This is a genomic window from Aeromonas sp. 9A (genome assembly GCF_963900955.1).
In the GTDB taxonomy this organism is placed as follows: domain Bacteria; phylum Pseudomonadota; class Gammaproteobacteria; order Enterobacterales; family Aeromonadaceae; genus Aeromonas; species Aeromonas salmonicida.
In genome coordinates this window covers 3106364-3122368 of the sequence record NZ_CAWRFG010000001.1, presented here as the reverse complement: position 1 = coordinate 3122368, position 16005 = coordinate 3106364, and the positions used below count along the sequence as shown (strand labels likewise).

Annotated in this window: 15 protein-coding genes; 8 read left to right on the top strand and 7 right to left on the bottom strand. The window is 55.9% G+C overall.

Going from position 1 to position 16005, the window contains the following annotated elements; translation table 11 throughout:
* Positions 1–154 precede the first annotated feature (154 nt).
* Entirely contained in the window at positions 155–433 is a 279-nt protein-coding gene (locus tag AACX78_RS14440; RefSeq protein WP_011898630.1) for an RNA recognition motif domain-containing protein, read from the top strand.
* Between the two features lie 78 nt (positions 434–511).
* Here AACX78_RS14440 and AACX78_RS14435 read toward each other — a convergent pair whose 3' ends face one another.
* On the bottom strand, positions 512–1411 hold the full coding sequence (locus AACX78_RS14435) for an aldo/keto reductase (RefSeq protein ID WP_159166630.1): 900 nt from the start codon (positions 1409–1411) through the stop codon (positions 512–514).
* Between the two features lie 108 nt (positions 1412–1519).
* Here AACX78_RS14435 and AACX78_RS14430 point away from each other — a divergent pair, with 108 nt between their 5' ends.
* Together AACX78_RS14430 and AACX78_RS14425 are read left to right on the top strand one after the other, a co-directional pair.
* Positions 1520–1927 (top strand): hypothetical protein, encoded by a 408-nt coding sequence (locus AACX78_RS14430; RefSeq protein ID WP_005314974.1) that lies wholly within the window; start codon positions 1520–1522, stop codon positions 1925–1927.
* 90 nt (positions 1928–2017) lie between these two features.
* A complete protein-coding gene (locus tag AACX78_RS14425) occupies positions 2018–2719 on the top strand; it encodes an SDR family oxidoreductase (RefSeq protein WP_159166629.1) in 702 nt (233 codons plus the stop codon).
* Positions 2720–2951: 232 nt separating this feature from the next.
* Here AACX78_RS14425 and AACX78_RS14420 read toward each other — a convergent pair whose 3' ends face one another.
* The gene (locus AACX78_RS14420) at positions 2952–5672 is read right to left on the bottom strand and encodes a cation-transporting P-type ATPase (RefSeq protein WP_236556339.1); all 2721 of its coding nucleotides are present in this window, start codon (positions 5670–5672) and stop codon (positions 2952–2954) included.
* A gap of 24 nt (positions 5673–5696) precedes the next feature.
* A complete protein-coding gene (locus AACX78_RS14415) occupies positions 5697–6635 on the bottom strand; it encodes a universal stress protein (RefSeq protein WP_159166627.1) in 939 nt (312 codons plus the stop codon).
* 589 nt (positions 6636–7224) lie between these two features.
* Here AACX78_RS14415 and ltaE point away from each other — a divergent pair.
* Positions 7225–8241, top strand: a complete 1017-nt coding sequence (gene ltaE / locus AACX78_RS14410) for a low-specificity L-threonine aldolase (protein WP_159166626.1) — start codon at positions 7225–7227, stop codon at positions 8239–8241.
* A 63-nt stretch (positions 8242–8304) separates the two neighbouring features.
* On the opposite strand, the gene AACX78_RS14405 is transcribed toward ltaE, so the two are convergent.
* From AACX78_RS14405 to AACX78_RS14390, 4 genes are all read right to left on the bottom strand, one after another.
* Positions 8305–8736: a PAS domain-containing protein gene (locus tag AACX78_RS14405; RefSeq protein WP_162626294.1), complete on the bottom strand. Its 432-nt coding sequence runs from the start codon at positions 8734–8736 to the stop codon at positions 8305–8307.
* 9 nt (positions 8737–8745) lie between these two features.
* Positions 8746–9777 (bottom strand): response regulator, encoded by a 1032-nt coding sequence (locus AACX78_RS14400; RefSeq protein ID WP_159166625.1) that lies wholly within the window; start codon positions 9775–9777, stop codon positions 8746–8748.
* A 54-nt stretch (positions 9778–9831) separates the two neighbouring features.
* A complete protein-coding gene (locus AACX78_RS14395; RefSeq protein ID WP_159166624.1) occupies positions 9832–10770 on the bottom strand; it encodes a LysR family transcriptional regulator in 939 nt (312 codons plus the stop codon).
* A 73-nt stretch (positions 10771–10843) separates the two neighbouring features.
* Positions 10844–11545 (bottom strand): DUF2982 domain-containing protein, encoded by a 702-nt coding sequence (locus AACX78_RS14390; RefSeq protein WP_159166623.1) that lies wholly within the window; start codon positions 11543–11545, stop codon positions 10844–10846.
* Between the two features lie 169 nt (positions 11546–11714).
* Here AACX78_RS14390 and AACX78_RS14385 point away from each other — a divergent pair, with 169 nt between their 5' ends.
* The 4 genes from AACX78_RS14385 (at position 11715) to AACX78_RS14370 (ending at position 15970) form a co-directional block, all read left to right on the top strand.
* Positions 11715–13652 carry a putative bifunctional diguanylate cyclase/phosphodiesterase gene (locus tag AACX78_RS14385; RefSeq protein ID WP_159167533.1) on the top strand — a complete coding sequence of 646 codons (1938 nt, stop codon included), beginning with the start codon at positions 11715–11717 and terminating at the stop codon, positions 13650–13652.
* Between the two features lie 90 nt (positions 13653–13742).
* Complete coding sequence (gene nfsA / locus AACX78_RS14380) at positions 13743–14468, top strand: oxygen-insensitive NADPH nitroreductase (RefSeq protein WP_159166622.1); 726 nt, start codon at positions 13743–13745, stop codon at positions 14466–14468.
* 189 nt (positions 14469–14657) lie between these two features.
* A complete protein-coding gene (locus AACX78_RS14375) occupies positions 14658–15422 on the top strand; it encodes a DNA repair protein (protein WP_159166621.1) in 765 nt (254 codons plus the stop codon).
* On the top strand, positions 15416–15970 hold the full coding sequence (locus AACX78_RS14370) for a VOC family protein (RefSeq protein WP_201302861.1): 555 nt from the start codon (positions 15416–15418) through the stop codon (positions 15968–15970). Before AACX78_RS14375 ends, AACX78_RS14370 begins: the two co-directional genes overlap by 7 nt.
* The last annotated feature ends 35 nt before the right edge of the window (positions 15971–16005 follow it).

The following is a 16005-nucleotide window of genomic DNA, read 5'->3' as shown; positions in this document are numbered from 1 at the left end:
GCCTGTTCTGTTCACCCAAGAGATCAATGACTTGAGTGAGCAGAACGGGGAGTGCCCGGGCATGATGCCCTGGCAGGTCCGGCATGGGGGTTGTGCCCTTACCTTTGTGTTGGTGATGGGATAGAGAAGGCACCTTGAATCGAGAGTGGATGGCATGAAGATTTACGTAGGTAATCTGTCGTACCGGATGACGGCCGACGAACTGACAACCGTGTTCAGCCAATTTGGACAGGTAGACAAGGTCGATATCATCATCGACCGAGATACCGGTCAGTCCAAGGGGTTTGGCTTTATTGAAATGCCTGTCAATGGCGATGCCGAAAAGGCCATCGCCGGTTTGCATGGCACCGAGATCGGTGGCCGTACCATCACAGTCAACCAAGCCAAACCGAAGACAGATGCACCACGTGGTCGCCCCCAGCGTCATCGTTGAGTTGCCTCGTTAATGCAAAACGGCATGGGTTTTCCCATGCCGTTTTTGTTTGTGCGCGATTGGGCCATCAAGCAGGGGTCAGGGTACGTCGTAACCAAGCGCCGCCTTGCGAATGCGGAACCACTGCTGACGAGTGAGCGCTATGGACTCGGCTGCCACGGCAGCGGCAATCCGCTCCCGCTTGCCTGAGCCAATCAGCGGCAGCGGCTGGCTCGGCAGCATCATTACCCAGGCGTACACCAGTTGCTCTATGTTCTGGGCACCCACTTCATGACGGATCTGCTCGAGCTCGGCGCGCAGCGGAGCATACTCCTGGCCATCGAACAGGCGTCCGCCACCCAGGCAGGACCAGGCCATGGGCTTGATGCGCAGTTGCTGACAGAGATCCAGGGTGCCATCCAGCGTCGTGCTCTGATTCAGGGGCGATATCTCCAGCTGATTGGTGACCAGCGGGAAGGGCAGGCGGGACTGCAGCAGCTCGAACTGGCGGGCACTGAAGTTGGACACCCCCAGATGCTTCACCTTGCCCGCCTGCTTGAGGCTGATAAAAGCATCGGCCACCTCATCGGCATCCATCAGGGGGTCCGGACGGTGGATCAGCAACAAATCCAGGTGATCGGTCGCGAGTTTGCGCAGGGAGTCCTCGGCACTGGCGATGATGTGCGCCTTGCCGGTGTTGTAGTGGTTGAGGGCATGCTCAGGCTTGGCGGTGAGGGCGATGCCACACTTGCTGACGATTTCCATCCGGTCACGCAGGGAGGGTTCCAGGCGCAGGGCATGGCCAAATGCCTCTTCGCACTGGTAGCCACCATAGATATCGGCGTGATCTATGGTGGTCACCCCCAGATCCAGGTGGTACTTCATCAGATCGAGCAGGGCGGCCGGGGAGAGCTGCCACTCCATCAGACGCCAGTAGCCCATGATAAGGCGAGAGAAGGTCGGGCCCTGGGCGTGCAGGGCGAGGCGAGATACAGACATGGGTGACTCCTTGGGGAATAAATGCTGCCAGCATCTTGGTCTCTTCTGCCTGGCAAGGCAATAATGTGGTTTTTGTTCATTCGAACTTTAGTTCTGACAGGATGCATGATGGACGGATTTGCCGCGCGGTTGCAGAGTCTGATCGGGGAGGGCAGTGTCAGCGCCTTCGCCCGCAAGGTGGGGTTGAGTGAAGCCCTGATCCGCAAGTACCTGAAGGGAGCCGAACCCGGCCTTGGCAAGGCAAACCAGATTGCCATGGGGGCCAACTGTTCGCTGGAGTGGCTCGCCACCGGCTGCGGCTACCTTTATCGACAGGCGGAAGTGGTGGATCGGGAGGCGTTGGCCGCCGCCGGCACCCTGCTGCAGGAGCTGGTTCCCGAGCAATCCCTGCCTGATGAAAAACAGCTGGTCACCCTGCTCGCGTATTACCAGTTCTTGCGCAGCCACAAGAAGGCAGATGGTTTTCTGGATCTGGCGCTGGCACGGGAGTTTGGCAAACATCTGGGTGAGGCATAAAGCCGTATGGGAGGGGGCCGCCTCCCCTTGGCGGCAAGCGGTCATTATTCTGATAACCTCTAAACAGGCAGTCAATCCAGGGAGAGGGTGATGGGCTATCTGATCTTGGGCTGTGGTGGATTGGGCACGGCGCTGGCCAGGGAGTTGTCAGCCCGTGGCGAGGAGCTGGTACTGGCGGGCAGGCAACTGCCAAAAGGGCTGGATCCGGCCTGCTACTTTCCGTTGCAGGAGGTGGATCCGCTCTCTTTCGATGCGCTGTTCACCCTCTATGACACAGTCGCGCTGCCGAGCGTGGTGATCAACACCATAGGCCTGTTGCACGATATCAACTTCATGCCGGAGAAGCGGGTAGAGGAGGTCAATCCCAAGTGGCTGTGTGACAGCCTGCTGGCCAATGCCTGGCCCACCCTGGCCGTGGCTGCCCGGCTTGGCCGCCTGATGGCGGAGGATAGTCGAGTCTGGCTCTGTGCCATTTCTGATCTGGCGGGAGCCATAGGCGCAAATGAACAAGGGGAACGTTACAGCTACCGCATGAGCAAGGCGGCCCTCAACATGGGGGTCAGGACCCTTGCCCATGAGTGGGCGCGCAGTTTCCCGCAAGCTGGCGTTATTGCCGTGGCTCCCGGGCTGATGGATTCCCCGATGAACACTCCCTTCTTGAGGGAGCTGCCAGCAGAACAGTGGCAGAACCCAGCCGAGGTCGCCGTCAAACTGCTTAATCTACTCAATGGATTATCTTTGAACCAATCGGGACAACTCTTGGATCTGAATGGGGTGCCCTTGCCTTGGTAAACCGTTTTGTCACTCTGGCTGAGTAAACTCGGATAGTCTCCTGCCACTGGGGCTGGCGGTTAATTCAGATCCCCGTCGAGTGCTTCAGATAACCATCCCAAGTAGAAGAGCATCTGCTGGAAACAAGATAACCAGGATTTCACGTTATTTTTTGACAGATTGTGCAGCTAGCCAATACCACCCGGGTTCAGGGTATGGTTAATAGATGAAAAGCGGGTCTGTCTGTAAAAGACTAAACCGGCTGTCCTGTTCCCTTCATGCGTTTAAATGCCAGACGAATCTGCTTTTCGGTTTCAATAATGGTAAACAGCGCGACACCAATGGCAATGACCAAGACGCCATCCCAGAAGGGGATTGACTCTGTGGCGAATATGGCCTGCATCACAGGCAAATAGGTGATGGCGAATTGTGCAATGACAATGATGATAACTGTTGTCCATACTGTCTTGGTTCCTCTCACCGCTTGCCATGTCAGCGACGTGCCATAGATATTGCGGATGAAGAACATATGGAAGATTTCCATCACTACCAGTGTATTCACCGCCAGTGTGCGGGCGAGCTCGACAGAATAGCCGCTATCCATGGCGTATGAATAGATCCCATACACGCCGCAGAGAAAAAGTAGAGAAACCAATACGATGTGCCATACCAGCTCGCCACTTAAGATAGGCTCATGGCGAGGGCGTGGTGGGCGACGCATGGTATTTTCTTCGGTCGGCTCAAACGCCAGCGCAATGCCGAGGGTGACCGCCGTGATAAGATTGATCCACAAAATCTGAATCGGCGTGATGGGCAGTGTGACACCAAGCAACAGCGCTATGATGATGGTCATGGCTTCGCCTGCGTTGGTGGGCAGTGTCCAGCTGATCACTTTCTTTATATTGTCATACACGGTTCGCCCTTCGCGCACTGCGGCGACAATGGAGGCGAAGTTATCATCCGCCAGTACCAATTCGGCGGCCTCCTTGGCGGCTTCCGAGCCCTTTTTTCCCATTGCAATACCGGCGTCGGCGCGCTTCAGGGCAGGGGCATCGTTCACCCCGTCTCCCGTCATCGCGACCGTCATGCCGTGGGATTGCAAAGCCATTACCAGCCGCAATTTATGCTCAGGGCTGGTACGGGCGAAAATATCGCAGTGCAAAACGGCTTGTTGTAGTGATGCATCATCCATGCTGTCAAGGTCTGCGCCAGTGAGTACCTTGTCAGCGTTTTGCAGGCCAATCTGCTTGCCAATGGCTGCCGCTGTCTTGGCGTGATCGCCGGTGATCATCTTCACCCGAATGCCTGCACAGTGACATTCTGCCACGGCCGTTACTGCCTCAGTGCGTGGCGGGTCAATCATACCTACCATGCCCAGCAATGTGAGCGTGCCTTCAACCTCGCTGTGTTCCAATACAGTGTGTTCGGGTTTGACCGATTTCACGGCGAAGGCCAGCACACGCTGTCCGCGTGCGGCAATGCCTTCTGCTCTGTCGTTCCAGTAGGCCGTATTGAGCGCTTCTGTCTTGTTGTTGGGACTGCGCTGATCCGCACACATGGCAAGGATCCGCTCTGGCGCACCTTTGACGAATATAAACCCATGGCGTTCGTGATCATGGTTCAGGGTTGCCATGAAGCGGTGTTTGGCATCGAAGGGAATAGCATCAGTACGTGTCCAGGCTGCCTGCTCCTTGCGAATATCCATCTCCATTTTTCCAGAGAAGGCAAGCAGCGCCCCTTCCATTGGGTCGCCTTCTACTGTCCACACCTGCTCATGCTCGCGTAAGGCGGCATCGTTGCAAAGTGCGGCTGCGCGGGCCAGTTCTTCCAATACGGCATGTTCAGACGGTGCAATCCGAGCCTCCTCGCGTGTCAAGGCGCCTTCAGGCGCATAACCTTCGCCCTCCAGCGTGAACATATGCTGATGGGTTAGCACTGAGGCTACCATCATTTCGTTGCGGGTCAGGGTGCCAGTTTTATCAGTGCAGATGACGGACACAGAGCCGAGGGTTTCAATCGCTGGCAGGTGGCGCACAATGGCATTGCGCTTCGCCATGGCTTGTACGCCCACGGCAAGAGTGATGGTGAGCACTGCGGGCAAGCCTTCGGGGATGGCTGCAACTGACAACCCCACCACCGCCATGAACATGCTGGTAAAGTCTTGATGTCCGACAAAGTAACCATATCCGAGCAACAACGACGCGATCAGCAGGATCAGTATGGTGAGCCATTTGGCAAATACACCCATCTGTTGCACCAGAGGGGTTGTGAGCACGTCTACACCTGAAAGCAGGCCACTGATGCGTCCTATCTCGGTACTAGCTCCCGTCGCGACGACGACACCTTTACCTTGTCCGCTGGCCACCATGGTGCCGGAGAACACCATGCAGCATCGGTCACCGAGCGGTGTGTTCTCCACCACTGGTTCACAGTGTTTTTCTACCGGCACAGATTCACCGGTCAGAATCGCCTCCTGCACCGACAATCCGAGCGCTGTGAGTAGCCGCAGATCGGCAGGCACCTTGTCGCCAGCCTCCAGCAATACAATATCGCCAGGAACAAGTTGATCGCCTGCAATACTGAGGCGCTGCCCATCGCGAATGACATTCGCATTGGGTGCCAGCATATGGCGGATGGCATCCATCGCTTTTTCTGACTTGCCCTCCTGAATGAAGCCGATCAGAGCATTGGCGATGACGACGGCCAGAATCACACCCGTATCAACCCAGTGCTCCAGCGCGGCAGTCACCACAGTGCAAGCAAGCAGGACATAAATGAGAATATTGTGGAAATGCAGCAAGAAGCGTATGAAGTCGCTACGCTTGGCCGTCTGCGGCAAGCGATTTCCGCCGTATTTGGCCAGTCGATCACTGACTTCGTTCTGGCTCAGACCTGAGCAGGAAGATGCTTGTCGCTTGAGAGCACAATCTGATGTGATGCTATGCCAAAGGACGGGATCTTGTTCTGGTTGCACAGGCTGCATTTCCAACCCCCGTTATTAATAAGCCATCACAGGAGACACGAATCCGTTTGGTTTCAGTGCCAGCAAGGAACACTCAAGTTTTTGTACGACATTTTCGGCGGTATTCCCAATAAAGAACCCGGAAATGCCGGTTCTGGCGACTGTCCCCATCACCAAAATGTCGATTTGGTGGTCTGCCACATATTGTGGAATGACGTGTTCAGCTTGTCCTCGAATGTGGTGGATCTGTAGATTTCCTTGAATGCCTGACTCTTTTAATAAGTGCACCTGGGCTACTTTATGTTCATTTTGCGCTGCATCGATACTTTTGGTTAATTCATCATCGGATACTTTTATCCATACATTTTGACGCAGATAATCCTCGAACTCATAATCCCAGCAAGAAAGTACATTCAGTTCTCCGCTGCATGTATCAGCAAGGGACCGCGAAAGGGTCAACAGGTTAAGTGAAAGGTCACGTCCCTCAGGGGCCGTACTCTTTGGGTCAATCGCCACGGCAACGCGCATCGTATTGCGGTGCCTATGAATGGGGCGGGTAAGCCAGATGGGGCATGGACATTTACGCAGCAACTCCATGTCGATTGCTTTGAAGCCTTTGCCACCTTCTTTGGGGTCTGTGGCTTTCACTACCAAATCATGAGAGTGCTTCAATACATGCCGAATAATCCGAATAGAGGGGGTATCTCCGCTTTCAACCTCGATCTGCACCGGCACATCCCCTTCGCTGACCTTCAGGATGTCACGGGTCGTCTGGATGACCTGGGCTAGCTGCTCTTTGAGCGAGGCTTCATATTTTTCTCTATAATCCTTCATTTGCTTGGGAAAATAAGGGCATACCACCAGTGCTTTCAGCACTGCATGATTGTTACGAGCAAGGCTTATTGCTTGTGTCAGGGCTTCTGTCTCATCCACCAAGCCTTGACTGACAAACAGTATGTTATGAAATTTTTGCATCTGTTAGTTTCCTTTCTTGATGCAAGTGCATGACATGCGCTTACGTGGGTTGGAATGGGGACATATATCTATTGCCCCCGTTTCTCCGAAACCTTGAAATGAGACGCCTCATGATCTACGGCCCTGTTGTCGTTATATTAAATCATATTGTTTAGTATCAATAGTTTGGCAGCCAACTGTTCTGATGGTATTTGTAAAAGTATGAACAGGGAGTGAATCAATCAATCCGATCATGTAGAAAACCTCTATAAAAGGATGCTTTGATCTTTTGTTTTAATGTATGGGAAATGCATCTTATGATGAGGGTAAATATGCATTCCCTTATAATTTGATGGTGCTTTGTGATCTATTTCTCATATTTCTTTGTTATTACAGGTGTAATAAATGTCTTTGTTGTCATCACGATGGCGTATTTTCAGCGTCGCTTCCAAGTATTGGTGCTCACTTTTCACCATATGCATTTAACCGGATGGCATACCGGTTTTTCCGCCGTTTGGCAGACACCATGTGCTTCACATTCTGATGATGGCAGCCTTGCCAAGGAGACGTGTCATGGTTAACGTCATCCTCCTGCACCAGGAGGGATGTCATGCGCTATATCGATTTACGAAGTGATACTGTCACCCAACCCACGGATGCCATGCGTCAGAGCATGCTCCATGCCGAGGTTGGGGACGATGTCTATGGGGAGGATCCGGGCGTCAATGGGCTGGAAGCCTATGGCGCCGACCTGCTTGGCAAAGAAGCCGCGCTGTTCGTGCCATCCGGCACCATGTCCAACTTGCTGGCGGTGATGAGCCATTGCCAGCGTGGGGAAGGTGCCGTGCTGGGCTCGGCAGCCCACATCTATCGCTACGAGGCTCAGGGGGCTGCCGTGCTGGGGTCTGTGGCCCTGCAACCCGTGCCCATGCAGGCCGATGGCTCACTGGCGCTGGCCGACGTGCGCGCAGCCATTGCCCCTGACGATGCTCATTTTGCCCAGACTCGCCTCGTTTGCCTCGAAAACACCCATAACGGCAAGGTGTTGCCGCTAAGCTATTTGCACGAGATGCGTGAGTTTGTCGACGAGCACGGTTTGCTGCTGCATCTGGACGGCGCTCGCCTGTTCAACGCAGTCGTGGCGAGTGGCTACTCGGTGCGTGAGCTGGCCGCGCCGTTTGACAGTATTTCCATCTGTCTTTCCAAAGGGCTGGGAGCGCCGGTGGGATCGCTGCTGGTGGGTTCTCATGCCTTCATCGCTCGTGCCAGACGGCTGCGCAAGATGGTGGGTGGCGGCATGCGTCAGGCGGGGATCCTGGCCCAGGCCGGTCTGTTTGCCCTGCAGCAGCATGTGTTGCGCCTTGGTGACGATCACCGCCGCGCCAGACGGTTGGCCGAAGGGCTGGCGGCGCTGCCGGGCGTCAGGCTGGATCTGGGTCAGGTGCAGACCAACATGGTGTTCTTGCAACTGACGAGTGGCGAGAGTGCGCCTTTGCTGGCCTTCATGAAGGAGCGGGGGATCCTCTTCTCCGGTTATGGCGAGCTGCGGCTGGTGACCCATCTGCAGATCAATGATGACGACATCGAAGAGGTGATCGACGCTTTTACCGAGTATCTCGGCGCGTGACAATGCCATGAAATGAAACAGGGCGCTTCGGCGCCCTGTTTCGTTACTGCATGGTCTTGTTCGTCATATCTGCCGTTGCCCTGTCATCAGCATGGCTTCATCGGTGGCATCGTAGATCATCACGGCAATGTGGGTCACCTGGCCGCCAAAATCAGCCAGCGGCACCAGGGTCAGGTTCTGGAACATATGGGGTGCGGAGCCTGTGATGGGGCGATAGTTGGAGAAACGCAGCAGGTAGGGTCTCTGTTCCCAGGTGCTGAAGGCGCGGTTGTTGAGCTGGAACACCATGTTGGCCTTGCGCTCGAACCAGGCCCTGTCAACGTCGGGGAAAAGCTCGAACAGGACACCATCGCGCACCTCGCCCGCCATCCGGCCGCTGTGGCTCTCCATGAAGCCATTCCACACTTGCACCTTGTACTCCTTGTCGAGTACCACCAGCCCCACGTCCAGGTTCTGGACTATGTTCATCAGCCAATGAAATTCACGAATTTCCATGGTCACTCCCTAGAGCATGTGCATGATTTTGTTGTTCATGGTGGCGATGGAATCTTCGGTAAACAGCAGCAGCAGGTCACACTGCACTGCGTAATCCTGGACCCGGTAGTTGATCTCGATGGCCAGGGTACGACGCCAGAGACTCTTGTTGGTGTTGATGAGGTCCTTGATGGGTCTGTGCTGGCCGAGCACCACAGGGTGGCCCTGGCTGAAGGGGGTGTCGAGCTGGCTGGCATAACCGCGCAGGAAGGCACCGATCAGCACGTTGGCGGTGTCCATCAAGAGCTCCAGCTCGGCATTGCGATCCAGCGCACCTTGGTGGTTCATCAGCCGGGCAAGGTCTTTGAAGCTGGAGTCGTGGAACAGGATCAGCGCTTCGCCGGCAATACCGGCACCGATGAAGCCCTGGCAGACGGCGGAAAGAGTATCCGAATCGGCGGCGGCCGAGAGGGCCATGTGCAGCTCGGAGACCTCCAGCACGTTGACGTTGGGAATGGGCAGTACCACGAAGGCATTGAGCAGGCGGGCCAGCAAATCGGCGGCCTGGCCCATGGATACGTTGGCGAGCTCCTGATACACGTCGCGGATCTCGGGGCTGATCTTGATGCCAACGTCGGCATCGGGCTCAGCTGTTGCTATACCGGCGAGGAGGGGGGCGGGGGTCGAGGCCACGCCGTTTGGCTGCCACAAACCGTGTTGCCTGAGCAGGGCGGTCAGGGTTTCGGGGGCGGCGGGTTTCTTGATGAAGTCGAGCGCACCGAGGCTCATGACCCTTTGATGCGCTTCAGGCTGGATGTCGCCAGAGACGACGAAAACCTTGTTGCGCAGTCCCTCCTGTTGCAGGGTCTCCAGCACACCGTAGCCGTCCATTTCCGGCATGGTCAGATCCAGAAAGATCAGGTCGCCATGCCCCATCAACACCTGCTCTATCCCTTCGAGTCCGTTTGCGGCGTAATGCAGCGTCACATCCCAGTCAGCGGGAAGGGCACGGGCCAGCTGTTTACGAGCGAATCCTGAGTCATCACATATCAATACATTCATAGTGTTAGGCTGGCCTGGTCAACGAGGATTGCTATAAGTGTGGCCCGCTCACGGTCAGATGCAATGGGACAGACTGGTTGCCGGTGAAAATTGGTTGTCCCATTGGCGGTTCCGGTAGTGCGCCGAGTATTTTTCAACGAATTCAGCGAACATCTTAACACGCAGTGGGGCAAACTGAGGCTGGCAGCGCACCATGTAGAAGGGGCGATGGCCGGTTTTCCAGTCCGGCAGCACAGCCACCAGCTGCTCATCTTGCAAGAATGTATGCACATAATGGAGCGGGGCATTGACGATACCCAGATGCCGTCTGGCTGCCCTGACGGCCGCCTGTGTCTGGTTGACGGTCAGCTTGGCGGCGCGCTTTATCTGTATTGTCTGGTCATCCTGTCCGATCAATTGCCAGTGCTGGTGAGGCCAGCAGTAGATCAGTGAATGCTCTTCAAGCTGGGCTGGGTGGGCTGGCGTGCCCATTTTCTCCAGATACAGCCGGGAGGCGAACAGGCCATATTCGATGTGACCAAGGCAGAGGGCATTGGTCATGGATTGCGGCAGCTCACCGTTGAAGAACACCAGATCCCTATCGTTATCAAACAGGTGCTGATGGTCATTGGTCTGGGTGATGTCGAACTGTACTTCAGGATAGTGCAGACCGAAATCTGCCAGCATGTCGACCAGGAGGGTATTGGAGAGGGCGATCGGCGCCGCGAGACGGATCACGCCGTTGATATCGGCTTCCCGCCCCTGGATCTCCCCCGTGGCCTGTTCAATCTCGGCCAGCGGGGTGCACAGGCGCTCGTAATATCTGAGCCCTTCATCGGTGAGGCGGAGCTTGCGGGTGGATCTGTGCAGCAAAGAGCAGCCGAGTTGCTCTTCGAGCTGAGAAATACGTCGGCTGATGGTGCCGGTCGGCATGCCCAGTGCGGCAGCTGCGTGGGAGAAGCCTCCCTCTTGCACCACCTTGACGAACAGATAGAACTCTTCGATGTACTTCATAAGCGGTGTTCTGGATGTAACAGGGGGGAGACCTTAAAAAGAGCCGCCCGCCTTGGCAAGCTGAATCCGGCGTTTAATTGATCTGGATTAGATTCGACTCCCGCTGGTATTGGTGCAAAAGGCGGATAAATTCGGCTGGATCCCGGTCCAGGCTATTGTCCGGCACCAGCAGATCGTAACCAAGCAGCCCACGCAGCCGGGTCATGCGATTGGCCAGCATGGCGATAACCCCCTCATAACGCTGGCCTGACGAAGAGCGAAAACGGCTCTCCTCCAGCAAGCCTTCCCCCTGCAGTGCACCACCACAGGTACCGCTCGGACAATCCTGTTGTTCATTGCGCAGGGCCTGCAACAGCACGGATCTTTGCTCGGTCAGCAGGCGAACGGCCAATCTGGGTGTGATCAATGTCAAAAAATCATCGTAATCTTTTATCTTCAATCCAATGTAGGGCAGGGGGACCAGATCCCAGCCGAGATGGATGCGCGGTTGGTCAATTCGCTGAATATTTCTCCATTTCAGGATCCAACCGCCGTATTTGTGGTGATATTGCAAACAATCGTGGCAGAGGGAGAGGCTGATATGGGGTTCGACCAGCTTCAACGAGCCGATAAAGATCATCATCAGACCCGCCAACAGGCCGGAGATGAAGGGGATTAGTGGTTGTTCACGGAAGAAAAAAAGTATAAAAATCATAGTAATGGTTACTATGATGCCCAACAATACCAAGGTGAGTCCGTTTTTCCTGACCATGGGTTTCACATGTAGCGTTTTCATATGAAGTCAGCCCTTGTGCGCAAGCTTATTTTCAGATTATGGGCTGGATCCTATTTTGTACCAGCATGGGGTGCTCCGAAAGGGTACCTTGTAGCAGGCTTTCTCAGTGATCACACATCATGAATCACCACATTAGATGAATACGCTAGACGAACGGTTATTGAGCGGGATGGATGTCCTGCATACCCCTATCTGGGTTTATGACATCCGGCATCATCATATTTACTGGGCCAACCGTACCGCATTGGGAGTATGGGAAGCCAGCTCGCTTGCCGAACTGCAAGCGCGGGACTTCTCTGCCGACATGGCTGCCGCCATCGATCTGCTGCTGCAACGCTACCTCGGTGATTTCCAGCAGGGGCGCAGTTACAGCGAGTGGTGGACGCTCTCCCCCAGGGGGATCAAAAAACAGATCTACCTGCGGTTGTCTGGCATTCAGCTGGCCGGCCGCCTGATGATGATGACAGAGGCGGTGATCGACGCCGATACCCTCTATCAGGAGTCCTCCCTCGCCACCGGCGATACCCTTGCCTGCCTCTTTGACAATCAGGGCCAGCTTGAGAGCGGCAACCACCACTTCGACACCTGCTTCGGCGATCAGGTCAGTCAGCTCTCCCAGGTGTTTTCCGGCAACAATGAAGCTTTCTACCAGAAGCTCTCACGCCTCGACGAGGTGGTGGCAGAAGGGGAGTGCCGTACCCGGAAGGGGATGCGCTGGTTCCAGTATCAGTTTCGGCATATCCAGCAGGGGGCACAGATATTGCTCACCATGCGCGATATTACCGACCGCAAACTCGAAGAGCTGGAGCACCGCCATCTGGCCTGGCACGACTCGCTCACCGGGCTGCTTAATCGCTATGGTCTGATGAAGTCCCTCGAGGCTTATTGCGGCATGAGCGGGCGCTTTGCGCTGGTGTTCATGGATTTGGACAACTTCAAACTGGTCAACGACAACTATGGCCACAAGGCAGGCGATCGCCTGCTGGAACGGGTGGCCGGTCGGCTCAAGCAAGTCTGTCCGCGGGATGTGGAGCTGGCGCGCCTCGGCGGTGACGAGTTTACCGCCCTGGTGCCGCTGGCCCATTCCAGCGACAGGGCGCAGGAGGTAGCCGATCTCATGCTCTCCCAGATGACCAAACCGTTGCAGTTGAGCGGTGTACCCGAAGTGACCATAGGCGGCAGCATAGGCATCGCCATCTACCCGGACGATGCAGATGACGGTGACACCCTCATTACTCGCGCCGACATGGCCATGTATCAGGCCAAGCAGATGGGACGCCTGCGCTGGCAGCGGTTTACCCCCAGCATGCAGCAGACCTTGCATCGCAAGCTGACCCTGAAGCAGTTTCTGGCCAAGGCCATTGGTCGGCAGGAGCTGAGCCTCTGTTATCAGCCCCAAGTCGATGTGGCACAGGGCAAACTGATTGGCTTTGAAGCACTGCTGCGCTGGCACAATCCCGTCCTTGGCCATGTCTCACCGGTGGAGTTCATTCCGCTGGCCGAGGAGATGGGCCTTATTCGGGAGATAGGCAGCTGGGTGCTCTCGACGGCACTGGCCCAGATGGCCCATTGGCAGCAAGCATGTCAAGTAAGGGTGCCTGTGTCGGTCAATCTCTCCGGTTTCCAGCTATCTACCTCCTTGCCGGAACTGGTGGCCCAGCAACTCAAGGCGTATGGCGTGGATGCCAGCCTGCTTACCCTGGAGCTGACCGAAACCGTCTTGATGCTGGACATGAAAGGCTGCATCGAGATCCTCGATGGCCTGAGCGAGCAGGGCATCAAGATCGCCATCGACGATTTTGGTACCGGCTATTCGTCGCTGGCCTACCTGAACCGGCTGCCCATCGATACCATCAAGCTGGACCGCTCATTCGTGGTGGGGCTGAACCTGCCGGTGATCCGGGCCACAGTGGCCATGGCAACCAGCCTGGGGCTTGGCATCATGGCGGAAGGAGTGGAGGATGAGCACGAACTCGCAGCGCTGCGAGCTCAGGGTTGCCACGTTTTTCAGGGCTTCTTGTTCAGCAAGCCGATGACAGTGGCTCAGGTGGAAGAGAACCGGTTTGCGGTCTGCTGCAAGGCTGGTACTTATCCATTGGCGGAATAGGTTCAACGCAGATGCCGTCATCCTCCTCCGGGATGGCCTTGGGCCGCTGCGTTTTTTTGGGTAGAGTGTGGCCTTCTTCCAGGAGGCATCATGAACCCGACCATCGACCTTATTCTCTCCCACAGATCCATCCGCCAGTTTACGCCTGAGCCCATTACGCCGGTGCAGCTCGACCAGATCCTGAGCGCAGCCCAGTCGGCATCCAGCTCCAGCTTCCTGCAGGCCAACAGCATAGTTCGGGTGACGGACCAGGCCTTGCGTACCCGGCTCGCCGAACTGGCGGGGCATCAGGCATATGTTGCCCAGGCCGCCGAGTTTCTGGTGTTCTGCGCCGATTATCAGCGCCACACCCAGATAGTGGCTGATGCCCAGACCGGCTTTGTCGAACAACTGCTGATCGGCGCCATTGACGGTGCTTTGATGGCCCAGAATGCCCTGCTGGCAGCCCAATCACTGGGGCTGGGTGGCGTCTACATCGGCGGTATTCGCAACAATCCGGTCGCCGTGAGCGAGGCGCTGGGCTTACCCCATCAGGTAATACCGCTGTTTGGTCTGTGTCTGGGCCATCCGGCTCAGGAGCCCGAGCAGAAGCCCCGTCTGCCGAGGGCGCTGGTGGTACATGAGAACCACTATAGCGCCGAGCTGGATCGCCCCTTGCTCGCACAATATGATCAGCAGATCCAGTCGTACTATGAGGCCCGCAGCAGCAACAACAAGCAGCAGACCTGGAGCAGCCAGATCCGGTCCATTCTCGGCAAGGAGGCGCGTCCTTTCATGCAGGAATTCCTGCAATCGAAAGGGTTCAACCTCAAGTAATGGACCTGATGGGCGATACTATGAGGTAATGACAGTGTTGCCATCGCTGCATGATCCTGAGCTCCTCTGCCTGTTTTGAGACAGGGGAGGATAATAAATCGTGGGTAAGCTCTGCGGTGCGGACTACCTTAAGTGGGTAAGCTGTTGTAGGATCACGCAATTGGATTGGGACAGGAGTTTGAACATCCTATGATTTTAACCTTGGTATTGCTGTCTATTGGCGCACTCCTGTTTCTGGTTATCGCCTATAACGTGATGCAGCAATATAAGCAGAAGGCAGAAGCCGACAAGCGCCAGACGGTTGCTCGCCACAAAACGGTGGCGGACGAGACCGAAGAGGTGCTGCTGAATGTCAATTTGGTGCCCTTCTCCAAGAACATAGTGCTGCTGCTGCAACATCGGATACTGGATGCTTACCGGGCGATCGCCCTGGTGATGCCTAATAGTCAGATCAAGCAGCGTATCGCCGATGTGCAGATCCAGATAAAGAATGTGCAGGATAACTACAGCAGCCAGGATGAAGGGCACTTCAAGACCCCCGAATCCGACCGTCAGGCCATTCAGATGCTGCAACTGGTCAAGAAGATGCGGGCAGTGCTGCGTGTTGAGCACAACAAGGGCAAGATAGACCCTCACGGTTTTGCTCAGGAAGATCGTCGCCTTGAGCTGATGCAGCTCAAGATCAACATCGCCAATCTGGTCAAACGGGCCATGGATGCGCAGATCCAGGGGCAGTACGGCACCTGCCGCCAGCTCTATACCAAGGGGCTTGCCGCCTTGGCCAGCGTGTCCGACAAGGACCCCTATCTGATGGCCAGGGAAGAGGATATGCGGCAAGGTCTGCAAGGCCTTGATGAACATTTGCAGCAGCACAGCGATAAAGAGCTGCAGAACATCAAGGACAAAGAGGCGGACGAACTGGACGTCCTGTTCCAACCCAAGAAGAAATGGTGATCATGTTCCACCCACTCGATACCACTTTGGGGCCCATGGCCCCATTTGTTTGTCAGCTATTGGCTGAGCTGGACCAACTGGCAGTTCACGTCGATAACATCAATGTTGACCACCTCTGTTACCGGGCGGCGAGTCAGGCCGAGTATCAGAAGCTGAATGCTGAACTGGCGAGGCAGGGCACCCTGCTGGTGGAAGGCATGATTGGGGGTCGCCCCATCGCCACCTATCAGCTTCACCAGTCCGTGTTATGTGGTCATGTCAGCGTGCACTGCATAGAACTGGCCGCGCCCAAGCCGGGGCGCAACCATCAGGCAGGTCTGGAGCATATCGAGCTGGTAGTGCCTTCACTGCATGAACTGGTGGCCGCGTATCCCGATCTGCCGTTCAAGACCGCAAATATCGATGACCTTCGCAACCCGGATGTGGGCCTGATGCTGGCCTCTGGTCAGATCAAGTTTCACCTGCGATCCTTGGCCGAGGTGATTGAGGAAGAGTTGCATACCGACGCCGTTGTGCCTGTGCCTGCTGGTTACTACGACGGTATCTGATCCGTGCAGGGGGAGGATTCTTATGTTTTCCCCTG